This window comes from Shewanella sp. MF05956 (genome assembly GCF_059758055.1).
The window spans coordinates 56,974-79,190 of record NZ_JCAYNV010000018.1; the positions used below are offsets into that span (position 1 = coordinate 56,974).

Here is a 22,217-nt window from a genome sequence, read left to right on the forward strand (position 1 = left end):
CCTCTGTTAAATGTTGGCGTTACTACTTATCTAGATTTTTTAATTTTTTCAGATAGAAGATACACAATATGAATTTAAATTTAAACGGTAAACGCGCGATCGTAACGGGTGGAAGCAGAGGCATTGGTAAAGCAGTTATTGATAACTTTGTCGCTGAAAACATGCAAGTTGCCACTTGTGCTAGAGGCTTAGCTTCTTTAGAAAAAAGCTTAACAGAATGGAATAAAGCGGGTACTTGCGTAACAGGTCAGTCAGTTGATGTTACTGACGAACAGGCATACGCAAATTGGTTTGAGCAGTCGGTTCAGCAACTTGGCGGATTAGACATACTCGTCAGTAACGTAACAACCCGTATTGAATCTAAAGGGATAGAGCGCTGGAAAGACACCTTTGAAGTTGATTTATTACAACATATTCGTGCAACTGAATTAGCACTGCCCTACTTAAAAAAAGGAAACCAACCTGCCATTGTTTATGTGGCCTCTATTGCCTCGGTGATGACAGCTAATATGCCAAGCGAAGTTGAATACGGCACGATGAAAGCCGCGTTAGTGTCTTACGCCACTCAGCTAGCAAATCAATTAGGTCAATTCAATATTAGAGTCAATTTAGTCTCGCCTGGTCCCATACATCACGAACAAGGGTTTTGGGAAATGGTTAAACAAAAACAGCCTGATTTATATCAACGTGCATGTGCTGTGTCGGTCTTTAATCGTATGGGTACACCAACCGAAGTAGCTAACGCGATCACTTTTTTATCAAGCCCAGCAGCATCAAATATTACTGCGGTAAACTTACGAGTTGATGGTGGAGCAATTAAAACGGTGAACTACTGATCCTTAATTACGTCGCCACAAATACGGTGTTAAAAACTCGCTATTGACACTTTAACCAGTAATAAGGCGTAATATATTATTCCCCCCCCTTATTAAGGCATAATCTGTGTTTAATGGGGGTATATTGAACAAGAGAGGAAAAATCGTGCGTACTATAAAAATTATTGTGGGTTTAATCATATTTCTGTTGTTAACCGTACTCAGCGGTTACTACTGGTTGACTCAACCACCGGTACAAGCCAGTAATCCTGTTATTACCGGTGTTCATTATGTAGGCATGACAGTAAGCAATCTTGAACGAGCTTCTACTTTGTATCAGCAAGCAATGGACCTTAAAATCGCTCACCAAGACACGATTGATAATAGCCCGGTAATTAATACGCTTACGGGTAGAGAGAATACTCAACTTAACACTCAATTAATGGCCAGTGTGAACGCCCAATTACGTTTTATGGATTTTGGCACAACTTCACATTCAGCACACTCACATAAATTTGTCGACGCAAATGGCCCTGGAATTGCTCATGTCTGTTTTCAAGTAAATGAAACAACTAAGGCTTATGATAAATTCTTAGCTGCTGGTGCGACGCATATCGGCGCCGCCGAAATGATACAAATTAACCCTAAAAATCCTGTTTATTACGCATATGCGAGGGATCACGACAACATCATGGTTGAAATTGAGCATGTTGATGTTGCGGCACTGAATTTACCCACTCCACCGAGTAATGAATACCGTATTAGACACATCTCGTTAGCAACCACAGATATGGAGCGTGCAGTTAAATTTTACTCCCACTTGTTAGAGACTCAAAACCCTCGACGAGCAGGCCGATTGATTGCGCTAAAAGGTGAGAAAGTCGATAAAGTTTCAGGCTTTGACAAAACTGAATTAGAAATGGCTTGGTTTCAAGTTCGTAATTTAGAACTCGAGATTATTCAATACCACAACCCAGCTCCGACCTCTTCAGACACACCACGTCCTATTGACGCACTTGGATATAATATGATTGTTTTTGATGTCGTTAACCTCGCTAAAGCAAAAGAGAAACTGCTTGAAGCAGGCGGAACAATTGTGTCTGAGAATCAGCCATTAGATGGTAATGACATTTTATTTGGTCGTGATGTAGACGGTAATTTATTGGGTTTCCAATCCTTACCCACAGACTCTATTTTTTCAGCTAAACAATTTGCAAATAATGGTACTTAAATAACCTCAACCAATTTAATACCAAAGACCCTGTAAAAGTATTGTCGGAGAATTAGCTCATTATGCTAGCAAGAATTATTAACTGGTTTGTCATCATTGTATTCATAGTCATCGGACTATGTTTAACCTTGGGTGGCGGTTATCTGGGCTACCTTGGTGGCAGTTTTTATTATGTGATCACGGGCATAAGTTTGATTGTCATTGCTTACTTAATGATAAAACACAATCCCAATGCAGCAAAATTTTACGGCCTAATGCTGCTGATATCATTATGTTGGTCAGTGTATGAATCACACTTATACTTATTAGCGTTACTTCCCCGTTTAGCCACATGGTTAGGCTTAGGTTTATGGTTTATTACACCTTGGTATCGCTCTACATTAATCCAAACCGAAACAACTTATCGCCATCGCTGGATAGCATTGCCTAGCATAGCAACAATCTTATTATTAACCGTAGCATCGCTGCAAGGTTATGAGCAAAATGGTACAGGTACCGTTCGCGATATAGCCAAAAGTGAGCCAATAACTGACTGGCGTCAATACGGTAATACCGATGGCGGCACTCGCTTTGCTGAATTAGATCAAATCAACAAAGACACAGTAAGTGGGCTTAAAGAAGTATGGCGCTACCGCACCGGTGTTTCCGAAGATTTTAAAATGACCCCGCTGCAAGTGGGCAATACTTTATACATTTGTGGTGCTCAAAATGTCTTGATGGCAGTTGATAGTGACACGGGTACAGAGTTATGGCGTTATGACCCTAAAGCGGTTGTGCCTGATGCACATCAATACGCACGTACGTGCCGCGGGATAAGCTATTACGAATCCCCTCCAGATTATCAAGGCCAATGCCCAACTAAAATTGTTACGGGTACGGTTGATGCTAGATTATTAACCGTCAATGCCAAAACTGGTGAGTTATGTACTGATTTCGGTGATAACGGCATTGTCGATCTCCGCCAAGGTTTAGGTGAGCATTTAGCAAAACAATACTATGTTACTTCACCAGTATTGGTTGCCGATGATGTGTTTGTGGTGGGCGGGCTTGTTTTAGACTCACAAGATCTTGGTTTACCATCGGGTGTAGTTCGTGCCTATCATGCTGATACGGGTAAGTTTGCCTGGGCATGGGATTTAGGTAATCCAGGTTATTATGGCGAACCTAAAGCTGGCGAAACATTCACGCCTGGTACACCCAATGTATGGTCGATAATGAGTTACGATGCTGAATTAGATCTCATTTATGCGCCGACAGGTAATGCCAATCCAGACTACTTTGGTGGTGCTCGACGTGATTTTGATGACGAATGGTCATCGTCAGTTGTGGCATTAAAAGGCGCAACAGGCGAGCCTAAATGGAAGTTTCAAACGGTTCATCATGATATTTGGGATTACGATGTTCCGGCTCAACCTGTATTGGTTAACGTAGAACGTGAAGGTGAAATGGTACCTTCTGTCGCCGTACCCACTAAAACAGGAGAGATATTTCTGTTAGATCGACGAGATGGCACTCCGGTTCATCCCATCGAAGAAAAGCCAGTACCACAAAACCCTGTGATTGATGAATACTTATCTGCCACACAACCGTCATCGCCATTACCTAACTTTCATCCGCATCGTTTTGAAAAAGACATGTGGGGTTTAACACCTGTAGATCAACTAGTCTGCCGCATAATGTATAAACGAATGCGCTATGACGGACTATTTACTCCGCCGACGCCAGAAGGCACATTGGCTGCACCGGGGAATTTTGGTGGCTTTAATTGGGGCAGTGTTTCAGTAGACGCAGACAATGGTATTTTAATTGCCGCTCCGATGTTGCTTGCACATACCCTTATTGCCGTATCACCAGAACGAGTTGCTGAAGCGGGTCCTAGAGCTGCATTATTATTGGGTGAAGAGCATCCTGCTGTAAGAATGGATATTAATGCGCCTATGCCAGTAAGCCGTGAACCAGATCCGACTGATCCCTATGATTATGCTCGTATTAAATATTACGGATTAATCTTACCCTTTATGTCAATCATCGGTTCACAAGTGCCTTGCTTTGAACCTCCTTGGTCATTGATTGCTGCGATAGATCTTAATACAAAAGAGCTGCTTTGGAGTCGACCATTAGGCAGTATGAAAGATTCAGGACCATTTGGAATACGTTCTGGCTTACCTTTTGATGTTGGTACTGCTGTACGCGCTGGTACACTAACAACACGTGGCGGACTGACTTTTATTAGTTCGACGATGGACAGTACTGTACGTGCTTATGATATACGTACTGGTGAACTGAAATGGTCTGACGCGTTACCGGGCAATGGTCAAGCAACACCAATGTCTTACTTGTCGAACAAAAACGGTAAGCAGTATTTAATTGTGACTGTACCAAACCCAAGCTGGCGTTACCCGCGAGATCCTAAATCCAATACCTACTCTGATTCTCAAAGTGTGGTAGACGGTAAAGGCGGTTATGTTATTGCTTATGCTTTAGAAGATTAAGTACCATCACAGTAATAGAAAAAGCCGAATCATCATCGATTCGGCTTTTTTTATTTAAAAACTAACGCAGTCATTTTTATATTTGTACTGGTTTTTTCTTGATAAGCTTAAATGAGGTTTTATAGCTTTTTGCTAATGCTTCTATACTGCCAATAATCATCGCAACGGTAATGTCTTCAATCGTTTGGCGTGGCACATTGTTTTTAATCAAATAATGTCCCGCAGCCGCTGGCATACCAAAAGAGATATCGACTGCCGGCAAAGCTATCTCCATATCAATATCAAAATGATCCCGTACAATTTTGGCTAAATGCCGTACGGCGGTGTCTCGACTAAACTCAGTAGGATCGCTTATATCTGTCAAGTTTGGTTCAGCGGTTAATCTATCTAGGATCAGTCCACGTTCTTCCATATAGGTTAAATAAGCGGTTGTGACTCGACGTACTAATTGTTCAAATGTTTCAGCACTTTGAGCTGCCTGGTCTTGTAAAGCTCTTAAACGTTCGTATTCTCTTTTAAGTAACGTCTGAAGCATTTCTTTAATAGTAGGAAAATAGGAATAAACCAGCGATTTACTTATTCCAGCCTCTTTGCCTATACGATCCATACTTAACGATGATACGCCTTCAGTTGCAACAATATCAGCTACTCTATCTAGAATTAAATCTTTTCTAACATCAGGAGCAAGTCGAGTTCTTTTTTTCTTTACTGTAGCCATACTGTAGACGGGACCTTTATGCTGCTAATTCATGAATGGGCTGGATTAAATAGAAAGTTCATCATTCGCTTTAGAAAATCAGTATAACTATTTTCAGCGTGTTGTTACTACATTTGAAGAAGTATAAGCGTCAAATAATTCATGTTATCTAAAAGATATACTTCGTTTATATCATTTGAATAATGTGTCATATTTACATTGTTTGCACAGGAGGATTACTTTAAAACTTATATTTTATAGATACTTGCGAAAGTGTGAATGCCACGTCAAGTTGAGAACAGCTTTTGATAAATAAGTTATCGATATAAATGCAAAAGACGCTTAATCAACAGATTAAACGCCTTTTAGTCTCTCTTGTTTTAACTCAAATTAATATCTTAATAATAGAAGCTAATTTGAGCCAAAGTCTGAACTGGTGGCGTTACTCACAGAACGAGGCACAGTTAAATCAATAGGCTTTACGTTGGTAGGTTGCGCCATTTTACGAATTTGCATCACAATGCCCATTTGTGGGTGGTCAAAATAATGTAACTCGCCACTTTTTACTCGGCGGTTTTGAATTAACGGAATACTTTGCAGGTAAGGGGCTAATTGCTTTTTACCATCAATATCTAATGCAGCGTATTCGTTAAACGCAGCAGGAGTCGATTCAATCATTTTTTGGGTTGGTTTACGCAACGCCAAATTATTTTCGATGTACAGGTAATGGCTTAGGTAAATGTTAATTGAGCCATCTAATTCCCACACAGGGCTGATTTTCGGTGCATCATAAAACCCACCCAATGCACTGTAATCACCTGCAGGCATGCTGTTACTGCTGTCTGCGGGTTTATTCACGCTTAAGCCGTGGTAATCAAAAGTTTTAGAGAAATCTTTACCACCAAAAATACGCACCGGTTTTGCCGCTCGACGAGACTGCATATTTTGCTGCCAGGTTAAGTGCACTAAACCTTTAACATAGGGTTCACGACTGATGGTGCGAATAATATCGCTAAATTGCCCTTGGCTTTGTGCCAGCAATAATGGACCTTGACCTAAGTAAGCCGATTGTGGGCTACTTGCACCAATATTAAAAGGCACCTGGCTTGGGTGAGTGGCAATATTATTACTCACTTTAGGGTCGTTGCAGTTGCTGGTGTCACTGGCCCAGTCGGTAGACGAACAACCATTGAGTCCCACAGCAACGCCAGTGATGTCGGTGCTGATCACCGGAGTGATAATATCGACAGTATTATTGGCTAATTTGGGTGGTGATGCATCGAGCCATTTTTCAACTGATGGATGTTGGCGTTCAAATACAAATACTTCTACTTCAAACCATGATTCTGCATGGGCTGAAAAGCTGTGGGATAGCGCTGTGATAGCGGCGATAGACATCGCAAATTTACGAAGCACTATTTGTCTCCAGTTTGGTGTTTAGCGAACTGTTCAAGCAAGGTATTGACTAATTCAAGACGCTCTTTGCTTGTTTCAGCAGGAATGGTGAACTTTAACTTATTTGGCCCGTCCATTCGATAGATTTGTGGCTGGTTTTGCAACAAACCAATAATAAACATTGGATCAACGCAGTTTTCAGGGCCAAATTCAACGCTACCACCTTTGGCATGCATTTCAATTTTAACGATTCCCAGTGCGGTTGCTTGATGTTTAAACAAGGTAATGGCCATTAAATTACGCGTTGGCTGCGGCAACATGCCAAAACGGTCAATAAATTCGACTTTAAGCTCGTCGAGCATATTATCGTTTTCGCAATTGGCGATACGTTTATAAAGTGACAAGCGCATATTGACGTCGCTGACATAATCTTCAGGCAGCAAAGCAGGGATACGTAAATCGATTTCCGCTTTGGCGCTCATCATGTAGGCAAGTGAGGGCTCTTTACCTTCTTTTAATGCTTTAACTGCAGACTCGAGCATTTCCATGTACAAGCTAAAACCAATTTTAGAAATATGACCGCTTTGCTCATCACCTAATAATTCACCTGCGCCGCGAATTTCTAAATCTTGGGTGGCAAGCATAAAGCCTGCGCCAAGGTCTTCTAATGCGCCAATGGCTTCAAGACGTTTACGGGCATCGGGTGTCATGCGTTTTGGATGCGGCGTCATCATGTAAGCATAAGCTTGATGATGCGAGCGCCCCACACGACCACGTAATTGGTGTAACTGGGCTAAACCAAACATATCGGCACGGTCGATAATAATGGTGTTGGCACTGGGTACGTCGATACCCGTTTCGATAATAGTGGTACACACCAACACGTTAAAGCGCTGGTGATAAAAGTCTGACATCACTTTTTCAAGATCGCGTTCGCGCATTTGCCCATGGGCCGTCACTACACGAGCTTCGGGTAATAAGTCGCGTATGTCTTGTGCTGTCTTTTCAATGGTTTCGACATTGTTGTGTAAATAATATACCTGACCGCCGCGTAATATCTCACGTAAAATGGCTTCGCGCGCAGTGGCTTTGTCGTATTCGCGCACAAAGGTTTTTACCGCTAAACGTTTTGCGGGTGGCGTGGCGATAATCGACAAATCACGCATGCCAGACATGGCCATGTTAAGTGTGCGTGGAATGGGTGTGGCGGTAAGGGTTAAAATATCCACATTGGCTCGCAATGCTTTAATCTTTTCTTTTTGACGCACACCAAAACGGTGTTCTTCATCGATAATCAACAAACCTAAATTGTTAAAGTCGGCTTCTGCTGACAATAGTTTATGAGTACCAATAACAATATCGACTTTACCTTCAGACAGTTGCTCTACGACACTTTTTTGCTCTTTGGTGGTTCTAAAACGCGACATCACTTCGATGACGATAGGCCAGTCTGCAAAACGGTCTTTAAAGTTTTCGTAATGTTGTTGCGCCAATAGGGTGGTCGGCACCAATACAATCACTTGCTTACCTGCATTTACGGCGACAAACGCCGCGCGCATGGCGACTTCGGTTTTACCAAAGCCCACATCACCACACACCAGACGGTCCATAGCCAGCGGGGCTTGTAAGTCTGCCAGTACGGCATGAATCGCTGTTTCTTGGTCGACGGTTTCTTCAAAAGGGAACCCCTGGCTGAATTGCGCATATTCTTGCTCATCAATGGCCATGGCTTCACCTGGGCGAGCTTGACGACGGGCGTACACATCTAATAACTCTGCCGCAACGTCTCTAATACGCTCAATGGCTTTGCGTTTTGCTTTTGCCCAGGTTTCATTTCCCAGTTTGTTTAAATGGGCGTCACCGTCGCCACTGGCATTAAAGCGACTGATCAAGTGCAGTGATGACACTGGCACATAGAGTTTATCGCCGCCTGAATATTCTAGCTTTAAGTATTCGGCGACTAAGCCACCGGTATCAAGTGTTTCAAGACCTTGATAAAGCGCCACACCGTGTTCTAAATGCACAATAGGCTGACCGACTTTTAGCTCGGCTAAGTTTTTAACTAAGACATCTGAACTGACTTGTTTCTGCTTTTCGCGGCGACGTTGCTGTGAAATTCGTTGGCCGAACAGCTCTGTTTCACAAATAACGCTTACCATACCTCTTGGTGTGTCTGTTAATACACAACCACGGCTGAGCGGCGATACCATTAAGCCGATGGCATCTTTGGCTGCGAGGTAGTCATTTAAATGATCGAACAGCTTGGGTTTAATGCCAATTTTGGCAAACAGTTCAAGTAAGGCTTCGCGGCGACCTTCGGATTCGGCGCTAAACAATAATTGCGACTGTGTCGCGCTGTACTCTTGCAGCGCAATTAAAGGCTGCTTGAGTTTGTGGTTGGCATTAATGTCGGGCAGTTTTTCAACATTGGCCATAATGGCGTGTGCTGGTAAATCGATTTGCGCTAGAGGCTGACCGGCATTGTCGGTGTCGTTAGCATGGATTTGCTGAATAACTTGCGTGCGCGATAACGGTTTGAATGCGGCAAATAATTCATCTTGCAATAAATACAATTCTTGCGGCGCCAGCAGCGGCCTTAATGGGTCAATGCGTCTGTCTTCATAACGCACCGCCACTTCGTGTAAATGATTTTTACTGGCTTTATCGATATCACCTAGGGTAATTAATTGACTGTCGTTAGGTAAATAGTCAAATAGTGTTGCGGTTTCATCAAAAAACAGCGGTAGGTAGTTTTCAATGCCAGCGGGCATCAAATTGCGGCTAACCAATTGATAAACAGACTCTGCTTCTTTTGATATCACTTCAAAGCGTCGACGATAGCGCTGTCTAAAGCCTTCAATAGCGTGGCTGTCTGTTGGGAATTCTTTTGCTGGCAACATGCGAATGGCATCGCGCGCCATGCCAGAACGTTGGGTGTCGACATCAAAAAATCGAATCGATTCGACTTCATCATCAAATAATTCAATGCGCAGTGGTTGGCGAGAGCCAGTAGGGAAAATATCAATGATAGAACCGCGGATCGCAAACTCACCGTGCTCATACACTTGGTCTACTAAGTGATAGCCTGTGTCGGTAAGATGTTGTCTTGCTTGTTGCAAACTGTATGTGTCGCCTTTATTGAGCACCATGACATTGGCGGTCATAAATGATTTTGGCGGCAGGCGCACCATTAAGGTATTAACTGGAACAATAACCACGTTGTGCTGGCTTTGACTAATATTGGCGAGGGTTTCGAGTCGCTGAGAAATCAAATCTTGATGTGGTGAAAAACTGTCGTAAGGCAGGGTTTCACGGTCGGGAAATAAGCACACATTAACTTGGCTGTGTTGCAATAAATAGCTTAGCTCTACCTCAAGCGACAACGCACTTGGGGTGTCGTGGGTGACCACTAGGCTGGTACCAGAATGTTGCTGAATTAACTTGGCTAAGGTGATGGCTTGAGATACCCCACCTAATGTTGCCAAAGTTTGCATTTGTTGGCCTTTTTTTACACTCGGCGGCGTGAGTACACTAAATTGTTTCATTAAAATCTTTTTCAGTTCCGTTTGCTGTCAATTTGTATTGAAACGCCATTATGTTTACGCGGTTGTTAGCGTCGTTGCTTATCAATATTCTGTTTACGTTTTTTAAGCATTTTTTGTTGCACGCCTAAGCTGGCTTTAACAAGTTGTTCAATATCATCTTCAAGAATTTGACTAAACTCAAGTTCAGCATGCCATTGTGGTGTGCTGTCTTGATCTTCTCGGTCATCTTGGTTAATAGGCGAACACTGTGTGACCTGGCAAATGCATAATAAGGCGACCACTTCTGTGTGCAAATAAATATGGGTTTTATAATAATCTCCCACGTTTAGTGCAAACGTACTGGTGATGCTGATGCCACTACCGCCGAATTGATTACCTTTAACGTGCTGACCTTCTTGCACTTCTTTTTCAAGGACATGTTGCAATACTAAATCGACCTTGCGAGATTGCAACTTTAAAAAATCCACTACCGCTTTGGCGTCATTATCTAAATTACGTAATTGTAAAAGGCAACTGGCTTCGAGGGTTTTGACTTCAGTCAATAACCTTAAGCCCACCGATTGCATGTCTTTTAGCTCATCTTCACTTGGTAAACCTTGGCTTGCATCCCACGGCGACAAGTAAGCGTTAAAGTTATGAGGCACACTAAAATAAGAATTGCTGTCAGGTATCAAGGTTTGCCTCTTTATTTATCGCACTAATAGCCCTATTATCGTGCCCAACTTAATGATTTAGCAAGTCATACACAATGGCTTGTTGTTTTCATCTTCTAAATTAGCTTGATTGTCAGACTAATACGCTGTGATTAGCGCATAGGATTAGTATTTTTTTATGAATTTCGGATTTTCGTTTTTTATCGGCTACCGTTACTGGCGTGCCCGAAAAGCCAATGCTTTTGCCTCATTTATTACCTTTTTTGCTGTTTCGGGTATTTTTTTGGGTGTAGCAGCATTAATTGTGGTCAGCTCGGTAATGAATGGCCTCGAAGGCCAATTAAAAAACCGTATCCTGGGTGCTGTGCCGCAATTAACCTTAATCAGCGAGCCAGGCTTTACTGATTGGCAGCCGCTGAGCCAGCGTGTGTTGGCTGAAGATGGATTAAGCTCTAGCATCCGAGGCATGGTGCCAAGCACGACCACACAGGCGATGATCCAATCGAGCAAAAACATCAGTGCGGTACAAGTGTATGGCGTGTATCCACAGCTTGAGCAAACATTGTCGAGCATTGCCTCGCATACCTATTCAAATGCCTTTGAGCAACTTACTGCGGGTGATTACCATATTGTCCTTGGCAGCGAGTTAGCGCGAAAGCTTGATGTGAATACCGGCGATAGAATTCGATTGCTCAGTGGCGATGGTGTGGTGTATTCCCCTATGGGCCCGGTGCCGAGCCAGCGTAAATTTACTGTGGCGGGCGTATTTGAAATGGGCTCACAGGTTGATGGCAGTGTGGCGTATGTGCATTATCAAGATGCGCGCAAGTTGATGCGTCAAAACAGCCAACAAATAAATGAGTTACGGGTGTATTTGTCCGACCCTTTTACGGCTCCGCAAATGGCCTCAAAAATGGTGAATGCCTTTGCCAAGCAAGGCGTTGAGATTAAAACCAGTGATTGGCGTCAAGACTATGGTCATTTATTTTCTGCTGTGAAGATGGAAAAGAACATGATGTCGTTAATGCTGAGTTTAATTGTGGCCGTTGCCGCATTTAACATGGTGTCGGCACTCGTGATGATGGTGGTGGATAAAACCACTGACGTTGCCGTGCTTAAAACCCAGGGCGTGACCACATCATCTGTGATGGCTATCTTTATTGTGCAAGGCCTGTTAAATGCATTACTGGGTTTAGTTTTAGGCACGATAGTCGGCATAGGCTTAACCCTTAATTTAAACAGTATATTGTCGGCGCTCGGCATTGCCATTTTAGGGGCAGGGCAAACCTTGCCGGTTGCCTTGTCAGTCACCCAATTGAGTTTCATCATTGTTGGCTCGCTATTAATTACCTTACTTGCCACTCTTTACCCTGCGCTGTCGGCTGCAAGGGTTCAACCCGCTTCTGCTTTGAGATACGAATAATGAGTCAAACACACACAGCGTTATTACAAGTTAACCACGTTAGTAAGCAATACCATGATGGCGAAGTCACGACTCATGTGTTGTCTGGCGTTGACTTAACGGTTTATAAAGGCGAGCAATTAGCCATTGTGGGGAGTTCTGGCTCAGGTAAAAGTACCTTGTTGCACATAATGGGCACCTTAGACACCCCGACAGCGGGCTCTGTGCTGCTTGACGGCGAAGACTTGTATAGCATGTCTGCCATGAGACAAGCTCAGGTGCGTAATCAAGATTTAGGCTTTATTTACCAGTTTCATCATTTGTTGCCCGAGTTTACCGCATTAGAAAACGTGGCAATGCCGGCATTTATTCAAGGCAGAGATAAAAAGCAAACCTTAGCCGATGCGCAAAAATTACTTGAGCGTGTGGGGCTTGGGCATCGTCTAAACCATATTCCGGCGCAATTATCAGGTGGCGAGCGTCAACGAGTAGCGATTGCTCGGGCGTTAATTAACAAACCTAAATTGGTACTGGCCGATGAACCCACTGGTAACCTTGATGCCAGCAGTGCCGATAATGTCTATGCGATGATCCGTGAATTGGCTCAGCAGTTTGATACCGCATTTGTTGTGGTGACGCACGACCATAAACTCGCCGCTAAAATGGACCGTCAATTAACCATGAAAGATGGTGTGTTACAAACCGTAGCTAACACAACAGGGCAAGCCGAATGAGTAAGTGGTTACCGTTAACAATAGGTTGGCGCTTTTTTCGTGCTAAACAATCCAATAGCTTTATTGGGTTTATTTCGTTTGCCTCAACGGCGGGTATCGCATTGGGTGTGGGCGTGTTGATTTTATTGCTGTCGACCATGAACGGCTTTGAAAAAGAGTTACAACAACGGTTATTGGGCGTAGCGTCTCATGGTGAGCTAGTGGGTGTTAATGAGCCGATAGCCGATTGGAAAGTGATTGCAGACAGTGCGCAACACTTAACACAAATTACCGGTGTGGCGCCGTTTATTCGCTTGCAAGGTTTAGTGCAAAAACCGGGAGGCTTTCAAGGCCTTGTGGTCAGCGGGATTGATATTAATCACGAAGCTGATGTGTCGACTATTAATCAATATATGTCTGCTGCAGCGTGGCAATCTTTGCAAGGTAATCAAAATAATATCGTTTTAGGACGCAGTTTACTCGATAAGCTACAGCTCAAAGTCGGCGATACCGTCGCGATGTTCACCCCTGATGCCAATAATAGCCAATTGACCTCGGCCAAAAGCCATCGTTTTGTGGTATCGGGTGTTTACAATGTGGGCGGCGAAATTGAATCAACCCAAGCTTTTGTGCCCATTGAATATTTAGCCGAAGTTTTAGGGTTAGGTACTGGTGTTAGTGGGGTGCGTATACAAGTCGCTAATGTGCTGAATGCCGCTTCAGTCACACGTGATTTAGGCTTTGCTCAGGAGCAATATTTATACATTAATGATTGGACCCGCTCGCAAGGGCACGTTTATCAAGATATTCAATTAGTGCGCTTAGTGATGTATTTAGTCTTGGCGCTGGTGATTGCAGTGGCATGTTTTAATATTGTCTCGACATTGGTGATGGCCGTGCGCGACAAAGCCTCAGAAATTGCTATTTTAATGACTATGGGTATCAGTCGCGGTGCGATAATGACCATTTTTATGCTGCAAGGGGCGTTAAATGGCATCATGGGTTGCACGATTGGTGGCATCTTAGGGGTGATTTTTGCGTATAACTTAAGTGCTATTGCTCAGGGGCTTGAACAGCTTTTTGGCTTTCAGTTGTTGGCATCTGATATCTATTTTATTGACTTTTTACCGTCTGAATTACATAGCCAAGATGTGGTTGTTGTCATCATAATGGGCTTGGTAATGAGTTTGCTCGCCACGATTTACCCAGCCTGGAAAGCAACTAAGATTGCTCCTGCAACGGCATTAGCGGGTCGTTAAGGTGTGCAGGTAGTTTGATGGCATGTAATCAATGTACTGACTCAATATTTAAACAAAAGATTGGCCGCTGTAAGCGCTGTATGCTGCAACTCACGGTATTGAGCTTACTGACCTGGCCAATGTGGTGGTATTACTTTATTGATACGCCTAAAACCGTTGAATCTATAGCACTCTTATTTTTTGCCATTAGTTTTAGTGGGTTGTTGGTTTTGCATTTATTGGTTTGGCTTTATCGCCGTATAATGTTTAATGAGTGAGTGACTAGCCTTGAGCGCACTCGATCATGTTACTAATAATGAATAACCGTTTCTCTATCATTGTATGAGTAAGTTAACACTGAGGATGGCTTGTGTCTGAGAATATAAAAGAGCCGCTGTTTAATTTATTACACAGCATGAAGCGTTCGTTACGCCAGGCAATGGATAGTAATGATTTAGGCATCACACCGCTACATATGCGGGTGCTTAAAATAATATCGTTTAACAATAAGCAGGTGACTGCTAACGATATTGTTCAGAAAACCCTACTCGATAAAGCTCAGTTGGCGAGACTGATTAAAGAATTAATCAGCTTGGATTATGTGTTTAAGTTAGACAATCCGACAGATAAACGCAGCTATTTTTTAGGCATCAGCCCAAGTGGAAGCGAAGTGGTGAAACGGTTAACGGTTACCGAGGATCGTGTTAATGAGATAATGAAAACAGGCTTAACCGAACAAGAAATTGCTGATTTTGCGCGGTTAGCAAAACAAATGGCGCATAATTTAAATCATCAAGACTGACATCTCTGCAACCGCGGATAACCCATTTACAAAACAAAAGGCCACAATATTCATTGTGGCCTTTTTTGATCTACTGAGCTTGTGTCACAGATCCGTATTACTCGCCTTTACGCTTTTGCCATTTAAACAAAATTGAATAACGCCACATGCTTTTTATCACCACAAAACCGATCAGCGCAGAAATAATGGCTAATGCTAAGCAGCCAACCAAAAAAGGTGGACCGATAGTCGACACTGAGGCTTCAATCCACGCCCATGTGGCTTCAAATTGAAATGCTTGTGCTTTATGGCCAAGGATTTTAGTCCCTAACAAATACGCGCCATAAAACATAATGGGCATAGTTAATGGGTTCGTGATCCACACAAGAGCAACTGCGACGGGTAAGTTAACATTAAATAAAATGGCAAAACCGGCTGCCACGACCATTTGAAATGGCATGGGGATCCAAGCCACAAACAAGCCTACAGCAAACGCACCAGGTGCTGATTTTCGGTTTAGAGCCCATAAATTTGGCTTGTGTAATAATTTGCCAAACATCCGTAAATACTTATGTTCACGGAGTGTTTCTGGTTTTGGCATAAACCTTTGTATTAATTTTTTTGGCATATTCGTCGATTAATGTCTTAACTCATTCACTATGAATCGATTTATCTATGGCTTTTGTGCCTGTTCTTTATCAGCGATGTTATGGCCATCGCTGGCACCCATCTGGTGTTTGCCTATCTTGTGCTTACTGGTGTTGTTCTGCCTTAAAAAAGCGTCCTTTTTAGCAGGATGCTTTTTCGCCATTCTGTGGCTCAGTGCGTTTTTTCAATGTCTTTATTTGCACCAAAATGCTGAAAAACCCCAACAAATTCAATTTACGGCGCAGATAGTAACACTTGTTAGTCAAAACAGCGACTGGATAAGTTTCGATGTGCGGGTTATGCCACCACGACAAGACCGATCGTTATTTGAAGCCATAGCGTTCTCTAATGTGCAGCGATATTACCGATTAACTTGGCAAAAGCCAGCGAAAGTTGAGCCTGGGCAAATTTGGCAATTTAGTGCTCGAATGAAAGGGATCAGCAGTATTCAAAACCAAGGAGGGTTTAACCAGCAAAAGCACTTCATTAGTCAGCATATTGTGGCAAAGGGACGGGTTAAGCAGGCTGCATTAATCAGCAGTGATACATCGGTTAGACAATATATTATGGATAGGACACTGCCTATCCTACAGGGCTTATCCCAAGGTGATATTTTACAAGCCCTCATATTTGGCGATAAACGTGCGCTCGATGAAACTCGATGGCAACAACTTAGGCAAACAGGTGCAGGGCATTTGGTGGCGATATCTGGCTTGCATTTATCTGTGGTCTTTGGCCTGTTTTATGGTGTATTGCTGTTCTGTTCCGCTGTATTGCCTGCGTCGCAACATGGTGGGAAAGTGCAAGTTATTATGCTCGCAGCAGCGCTGATTACCTTGGGTTATGGCTACTTATCGGGGTTTGGCATTGCAACTCAACGTGCGTTATTGATGATGTTATTGTTAGTTGTCTTTAGTGTCATTAAGCAATTTAGCCACAGTTGGGACCGATTGCTATACGCGCTATTTTTTGTATTACTGTTAGATCCCGTTGCCACCTTAGGAGCTGGTCTGTGGTTATCATTTTTAGCACTCGCTATTATTTTACTTGCCGTAAAACCGCAATCGTCCACAGCGCCATCAGCTTCAATACGCGCAGAAGTTACTGTGATCAATATCTGGCAACGGCTATTCATCAAGTGCCGTGAAGTAGGGGGTTACTTGTTGAATGCGGTTAAGACGCTGTGGTCTATCCAATGGCGTTTAGCATTGGGATTAGGTGGATTGCAGGCCATTTTATTTGGGATGGTGACGCCGCACAGCATTTGGTTAAATTTATTGTTTGTCCCCTGGTTTAGTGTGGTGGTTATTCCATTGACCATGTTGAGCTTTTGCTTGTGGTTATTGAGTTCGACCTTGTTAACTAGTCTCGGTGTTGAACAACACGTGATTGAGAATATAGGCACAACAATACTCAGGTTGGCAGATGTCAGCTTAGTGCCGTTTGTTGAACTATTGCAGTTTAGCGACCATTTACCTTTAGCACTGTTGCCTATTACAGAGCAGGTGCTTGCTGCGGTGTTGTTTATGTTGATAGGCCTGACATTGGTCTATCTGCGGCCTCATATTGGTGTTGATAAACGCCTTATTCGTTATTGCTTAATGATAATGTGCCTGCCTGTAGGGGTTCACTTACTGAGCTCGTTACAACGGCGTGATGAGCCCCATCATCAGTTTAATGATGTGTGGCAAATGCATGTGTTAGATGTCGCCCAAGGCATGGCGATTGTGTTGCAGCAGGGCAAGCATGGTTTTATTTACGATGCTGGTGCCGCTTTTGGTGAGTTTAGTTATGCTGATAGAGCGATACTGCCCTTTTTGACTTCTAGAGGTATCACGGATATTGATTACATTATTGTTAGTCATGATGATAACGATCATGTCGGCGGATTAAGGGTATTATCCAATGCATTTCCTGCCAGCCAATTGATTGCTGATTTTGACTTAGCAGGGCACACCAATAAACCGTTGAGCCAACGGTGTCGTGATAATCTGGTTTGGCACGGTTTGGATGTGCATTTTATAGATAATCAATTGCTTAATGGCAATGATAATAATAACTCTTGCGTGATGAGTGTGACCGATGGCAATACACGTGTTTTATTTACTGGGGATATAGAATCTCCACGCGAGCAATCGTTACTGCAAACTCAAACGGATGTTGAAGCCGATATTTTACTGGTTCCTCATCATGGTAGCCGAACATCTTCTACTCCCGCCTTTATTGATGCGGTTCGCCCTGATCTTGCAATTGTGACGGCAGGCTTTGCTAATCAATATGGCTTTCCTAAAAATGATGTTATGGCGCGCTATCAACAGCGGCATATCCGCACATTACAAACCGGACACGAAGGTCAAATTAGTATCACGTTTACAAAAAATGACTACAGAATAGCCACTTATCGACAACATTTAGCGCCATTTTGGTATAACCATTTGTTTAAATTTGGTGAGTCACTTAAAGCAGAGTAGAATATACTTATGTTTGCTAGTTAAGTATTGGATTCAATGTCAGCATCAACTTCTAATGAAAAAAATGAAATGTGGATCGTTTTTAAGCGCCTAATGACTTATGTCGCGCCAATGAAAACCATGTTTATTATGGCCGTGCTTGCGCTCCTCACCTATGGTGCAGTCGACGCCGCTTTTATTGCCTTTATTAAACCGTTTATTGACGAAGGTTTTAGCCAAACGCCAACTGTCGTAGCTGGGGTCGATGTGCCTACGCACGGTGGGTTTAATGCCGATAACGACATTATGTTTATGGCGCCGATTGTGGTGATTTTAATGTTCACGTTGCGCGGGGTGGCTAACTTTGTGTCTACCTATTGTGTGTCATTTATCAGTGCACAACTGATTATGGATATGCGTCAGCAAGTGTTTGAGCATTATTTACGGTTACCAGTAAGTTACATTGACCGTGAAAATAGTGGTAATTTAATCTCTCGCGTGACCTTTGATACAGAACAAATAGCTAGAGCATCTGGCAGCGCGCTTATTTCTATCGTGCGCGACAGCATGACTGCAGTGGGTATGCTGGCGATTATGTTTTATTACTCGTGGAAACTGTCACTGTGTATTTTAGTGATAGGACCCATTATCGGTATCGTGATAAGCGTGGTTAGTCGCCGCTTTCGTAAAGTCTCTAAGCAAATTCAATCAGCGATGGGCGGTGTTACCGCAACCACTGAGCAAATGATTAAAGGCCATAAAAACGTGTTGGTGTTCGGTGGTCAGAAAACAGAAGTAGACCGTTTTTTTCAGGTGAATGATCGTAACCGTTATCAAAATATGAAACTCGCCGTCGCTCAGGCGGTGAGTCAGCCATTGATTATGGTGATAGGGTCGTTTGCACTGGCATTTGTATTGTATGCCGCCACATGGGACAGCATGAAAACTGATTTAACCGCAGGTACGTTTGCGGCTATTTTAGGTGCCATGCTTGCTATGTTACAGCCGATTAAAAACTTAACCCGTGTTAATGCTGAGTTTCAGCGCGGTATTGCCGCGTGTACCACAGTATTTGAATTATTAGACACCGCGCCTGAACCCGATAATGGCCCGTTTTCTATTGAGCGAGTTAAAGGGAAGTTGCGTTTTGACAATGTGACTTTTGCTTATCCAGAACAAGCAAAACCGGCACTTAATGGGATTAGCTTTGAAGTTCAGCCAGGTAAAACAGTGGCGTTAGTTGGCCGTTCTGGCTCTGGTAAATCTACCATTGCCAGTTTGATCACCCGTTTTTATGGTGGCTTGAGTGAGGGTGATATCACCCTCGATGACACCAGCATTTATGACTATCAGCTCAAGTCTTTGCGTAACCAAGTGGCACTTGTGTCGCAGCAAGTGACGTTATTTAATGACACCATTGCGAACAATATTGCTTACGCCTACCCAGGTGAAGTGACGCGCGAACAAATCGAACGCGCAGCTGAGCTTGCTTATGCCATGGAGTTCATTAGCACTTTACCGGATGGGCTGGATACACAAGTAGGCGAAAATGGCGTGCTATTATCTGGTGGTCAACGTCAACGTATCGCCATTGCTCGAGCCATGCTTCGTGACGCGCCAGTGCTGATTTTAGATGAAGCAACCTCAGCGTTAGACACCGAATCTGAAAAAGCCATCCAAAAAGGCTTAGATAATTTGCGTCACAATCGTACTTCAATTGTCATTGCCCACCGTTTATCGACGATTGAAAGTGCCGATGAGATTTTGGTCATTGATCAAGGGCAAATTGTGGAGCGCGGTAATCACAGTGAGCTGATATCCCATGCGGGTATTTACGCGAATTTATACAAGATGCAGTTTAGTCAGTAAGGGTTCGGTGGAATGCAGCAATTAATCCATCGTATCTGGTACCACAATCATTGGGCTAAATGGTTATTCTTGCCACTGTCCTGGTTGTTTGGTGTGATATCCATGTTAAGACGAACTTTGTTCAGTCTGGGTATTCAGCACGCTACCACATTACCTGTGCCTGTCATTGTGGTGGGCAATATCACCGCTGGTGGCAGTGGTAAAACACCTACCGTGATCTACTTGATTGAATTGCTGCGTAAGCAAGGCTACACCCCAGGCGTGATTAGCCGTGGATATGGCGTAGAAATACCAGGTTGCTTAGCGGTTAATGCGGGGGCTAAAGCCACTGAGGTGGGTGATGAACCGGCCATGATAGTCGCTCGAACTCAGGTGCCTATGGTAGTGGGCGCGAAACGTGTCGATGCTGCCAATATGTTGTTAGCCAATAATGATGTAGATGTGATTATTAGTGACGACGGCTTGCAACATTATGCGTTAGCACGAGATATTGAAATCGCCTTAGTCGATGGTGAACGTCGATATGGTAATCAATGTCTTATCCCAGCAGGCCCGCTACGCGAAGGGCTTTGGCGTTTAAACAGTGTTGATTTTGTGATCAACAATGGCGGCCCAGTACAACAAAATGAAGTGTTAATGAGTTTAACGCCAGCACCGCTTATTCAAGTGAGTCAACCCGATAGTGTGCCACTGTCCATATCGCAAGACGTGGTTGCCATGGCGGCTATTGGTAATCCACAACGTTTTTTTAATACACTGACACAATTAGGCTATAACCTAGCCAAAACCGTTGAGTTTACCGACCATCAAGCTTTTTCGGCGACAGAGTTACATACCTTGTCGCGCGAACACCCATTAGTGATGACTGAAAAAGATGCGGTTAAATGTCGCGATTTTGCTGAAAGTCACTGGTGGTATTTACCGGTAAATGCGAAACTTACCCCAGAATTTGATCACGCATTGTTGAGCCAATTACAGCAAGTGGCTCAAACTAAAAAAGGACTGTCTCATGGCATTTGATAAAAAACTACTCGAAATTGTGGCTTGCCCAGTATGTAAAGGTAAGTTGGAATACGACAAAACAGCACAACAATTGATCTGTAAGTTTGATAAGTTAGCTTACCCTATTACAGAAGGTATCCCGGTGCTATTAGAAAACCGTGCGACACCTTGGGTTGCTGAATAAACCGTAAACACGTAAACCGTGATATGGTGCTTTAAACGTCCTTCGGGGCGTTTTTTTATGCCCGTGTTTCAAACTTGACTGAATTCGACAACGGATGTTATCGGTGTATTTAGAATGTTAACACGCTATAAGGAAAGTGAAGCTAAAACGCTAAAAGCATATCTAATAACAAGAAAAACCATTGGTTTAATTGAACTTATTATCAGTGAGGCAGATAATTTACCTATCAGTAATACACGTGTTTTTGACTAGGTAGTCTTATGGCTGAACATGAAGGTTTTCAACAATTAGTTGCTGAAGTCATTCGTGAACATCGCGGTGAGCGAGTGGTCTCGTTTGAGTTTGAAGGCAAACGTTATTGGCTTAAGCAAGTGGAGAAACTGGCAGGCGCGATGCGTTTGCTTAAACAAAATTCAACACTCGCATTACACAAAGAAATAAACGTACTCACTGAGTTGGCTAAGCATGGCGCACCAGTGCCAGCGGTGGTTGAAGTCGGTGATGGTTATATGGTGATTGAAGATGCGGGCGCAACGATTAAAGATTTGCTTGCCCATGATAAAGCAGCGCTCTTGCCCATTATTCTTAATGATGTCGCGATTGCCTTGGCAAGGTTGCACGCTATGCATTTTTCACACGGTCGTCCAGCTCTGCGTGACATCAGTTGGCAAGATGGCGAGGTCAAGTTCATTGATTTTGAAGCGCATCAACAGGACAAATCGATAGTATCGCAACAAGTGAGAGATTTGCTGGTGTTTATTCACAGCTTGTATCGTTATATTGGTCCTCGAAATGCGTTGATTTCTCACGCTATTGACGCTTATCGTGCCGCGGGTGGCGAATTAATATGGCAAAAAGCACAACAATTTTTAGCGTCTTGGCAATGGTTGTATTATTTTGCTTGGCCATTTCGTTATGCTGGTGGCAAAGATTTAAAACCCGTGTATTGGGTACTTTGGCATTTTAGGCAACAAGATAGATTGCCGTGCGAGACTAAAACAAAAAAAGCTTGCTGATGGGCAAGCTTTTTTGTTTTATACCGCTATTGAGATTCAGTTTGGGTATGTACTGTTGTTGCTTAGTGTTATTGATCAGTAAGCTT

The 22,217-nt window shown here is 43.2% G+C and carries 19 protein-coding genes; 13 read left to right on the forward strand and 6 right to left on the reverse strand.

Annotated elements, in window-relative coordinates; translation table 11 throughout:
• Window positions 1–68: 68 nt before the first annotated feature.
• The 3 genes from AC19MX_RS17805 (at window position 69) to AC19MX_RS17815 (ending at window position 4,538) form a co-directional block, all read left to right on the forward strand.
• The gene (locus AC19MX_RS17805; RefSeq protein WP_432403836.1) at window positions 69–836 is read left to right on the forward strand and encodes an SDR family NAD(P)-dependent oxidoreductase; all 768 of its coding nucleotides are present in this window, start codon (window positions 69–71) and stop codon (window positions 834–836) included.
• Between the two features lie 145 nt (window positions 837–981).
• Window positions 982–2,046: a VOC family protein gene (locus tag AC19MX_RS17810; RefSeq protein WP_432403834.1), complete on the forward strand. Its 1,065-nt coding sequence runs from the start codon at window positions 982–984 to the stop codon at window positions 2,044–2,046.
• Window positions 2,047–2,108: 62 nt separating this feature from the next.
• Entirely contained in the window at window positions 2,109–4,538 is a 2,430-nt protein-coding gene (locus AC19MX_RS17815) for an outer membrane protein assembly factor BamB family protein (RefSeq protein WP_432403832.1), read from the forward strand.
• Window positions 4,539–4,614: 76 nt separating this feature from the next.
• On the opposite strand, the gene AC19MX_RS17820 is transcribed toward AC19MX_RS17815, so the two are convergent.
• The 4 genes from AC19MX_RS17820 to AC19MX_RS17835 form a co-directional block, all read right to left on the reverse strand.
• A complete protein-coding gene (locus AC19MX_RS17820) occupies window positions 4,615–5,256 on the reverse strand; it encodes a TetR/AcrR family transcriptional regulator (RefSeq protein ID WP_432403830.1) in 642 nt (213 codons plus the stop codon).
• A gap of 390 nt (window positions 5,257–5,646) precedes the next feature.
• Window positions 5,647–6,651, reverse strand: coding sequence for a peptidoglycan binding protein CsiV (locus AC19MX_RS17825; protein WP_432403828.1), 1,005 nt, complete (start codon window positions 6,649–6,651; stop codon window positions 5,647–5,649).
• Window positions 6,651–10,175, reverse strand: a complete 3,525-nt coding sequence (mfd, locus tag AC19MX_RS17830) for a transcription-repair coupling factor (RefSeq protein ID WP_432403826.1) — start codon at window positions 10,173–10,175, stop codon at window positions 6,651–6,653. The genes AC19MX_RS17825 and mfd overlap by 1 nt, the downstream gene beginning before the upstream one ends.
• 65 nt (window positions 10,176–10,240) lie before the next feature.
• Entirely contained in the window at window positions 10,241–10,849 is a 609-nt protein-coding gene (locus AC19MX_RS17835) for a hypothetical protein (RefSeq protein WP_432403824.1), read from the reverse strand.
• Window positions 10,850–11,006: 157 nt separating this feature from the next.
• Between AC19MX_RS17835 and AC19MX_RS17840 the strand changes: the two genes are divergently transcribed.
• From AC19MX_RS17840 to AC19MX_RS17860, 5 genes are all read left to right on the forward strand, one after another.
• Window positions 11,007–12,251: a lipoprotein-releasing ABC transporter permease subunit gene (locus tag AC19MX_RS17840; RefSeq protein ID WP_432403822.1), complete on the forward strand. Its 1,245-nt coding sequence runs from the start codon at window positions 11,007–11,009 to the stop codon at window positions 12,249–12,251.
• A complete protein-coding gene (gene lolD / locus AC19MX_RS17845) occupies window positions 12,251–12,964 on the forward strand; it encodes a lipoprotein-releasing ABC transporter ATP-binding protein LolD (RefSeq protein WP_432403820.1) in 714 nt (237 codons plus the stop codon). The genes AC19MX_RS17840 and lolD overlap by 1 nt, the downstream gene beginning before the upstream one ends.
• Entirely contained in the window at window positions 12,961–14,202 is a 1,242-nt protein-coding gene (lolE, locus tag AC19MX_RS17850; protein ID WP_432403818.1) for a lipoprotein-releasing ABC transporter permease subunit LolE, read from the forward strand. The genes lolD and lolE overlap by 4 nt, the downstream gene beginning before the upstream one ends.
• 17 nt (window positions 14,203–14,219) lie before the next feature.
• Window positions 14,220–14,459 (forward strand): DUF3624 domain-containing protein, encoded by a 240-nt coding sequence (locus AC19MX_RS17855; protein ID WP_432403816.1) that lies wholly within the window; start codon window positions 14,220–14,222, stop codon window positions 14,457–14,459.
• A 92-nt stretch (window positions 14,460–14,551) separates the two neighbouring features.
• Window positions 14,552–14,983, forward strand: coding sequence for a MarR family winged helix-turn-helix transcriptional regulator (locus tag AC19MX_RS17860; protein WP_432403814.1), 432 nt, complete (start codon window positions 14,552–14,554; stop codon window positions 14,981–14,983).
• Between the two features lie 97 nt (window positions 14,984–15,080).
• On the opposite strand, the gene AC19MX_RS17865 is transcribed toward AC19MX_RS17860, so the two are convergent.
• Together AC19MX_RS17865 and AC19MX_RS17870 are read right to left on the reverse strand one after the other, a co-directional pair.
• The gene (locus AC19MX_RS17865; RefSeq protein ID WP_160054206.1) at window positions 15,081–15,590 is read right to left on the reverse strand and encodes a DUF2062 domain-containing protein; all 510 of its coding nucleotides are present in this window, start codon (window positions 15,588–15,590) and stop codon (window positions 15,081–15,083) included.
• 45 nt (window positions 15,591–15,635) lie between these two features.
• Window positions 15,636–15,773, reverse strand: coding sequence for a hypothetical protein (locus tag AC19MX_RS17870; protein WP_432403978.1), 138 nt, complete (start codon window positions 15,771–15,773; stop codon window positions 15,636–15,638).
• Here AC19MX_RS17870 and AC19MX_RS17875 point away from each other — a divergent pair.
• The 5 genes from AC19MX_RS17875 to AC19MX_RS17895 all read left to right on the forward strand — a co-directional run bounded on the left by AC19MX_RS17875 (window position 15,721) and on the right by AC19MX_RS17895 (window position 22,131).
• Window positions 15,721–18,081: a DNA internalization-related competence protein ComEC/Rec2 gene (locus AC19MX_RS17875; RefSeq protein WP_432403969.1), complete on the forward strand. Its 2,361-nt coding sequence runs from the start codon at window positions 15,721–15,723 to the stop codon at window positions 18,079–18,081. The genes AC19MX_RS17870 and AC19MX_RS17875 overlap by 53 nt on opposite strands.
• Before the next feature lie 36 nt (window positions 18,082–18,117).
• Entirely contained in the window at window positions 18,118–19,929 is a 1,812-nt protein-coding gene (msbA, locus tag AC19MX_RS17880; RefSeq protein ID WP_432403812.1) for a lipid A export permease/ATP-binding protein MsbA, read from the forward strand.
• A gap of 12 nt (window positions 19,930–19,941) precedes the next feature.
• Window positions 19,942–20,949, forward strand: a complete 1,008-nt coding sequence (gene lpxK, locus AC19MX_RS17885; protein WP_432403810.1) for a tetraacyldisaccharide 4'-kinase — start codon at window positions 19,942–19,944, stop codon at window positions 20,947–20,949.
• Window positions 20,939–21,115 (forward strand): Trm112 family protein, encoded by a 177-nt coding sequence (locus tag AC19MX_RS17890; protein ID WP_160054202.1) that lies wholly within the window; start codon window positions 20,939–20,941, stop codon window positions 21,113–21,115. The genes lpxK and AC19MX_RS17890 overlap by 11 nt, the downstream gene beginning before the upstream one ends.
• Window positions 21,116–21,375: 260 nt before the next feature.
• Window positions 21,376–22,131: a BUD32 family EKC/KEOPS complex subunit gene (locus AC19MX_RS17895; protein ID WP_432403807.1), complete on the forward strand. Its 756-nt coding sequence runs from the start codon at window positions 21,376–21,378 to the stop codon at window positions 22,129–22,131.
• The last annotated feature ends 86 nt before the right edge of the window (window positions 22,132–22,217 follow it).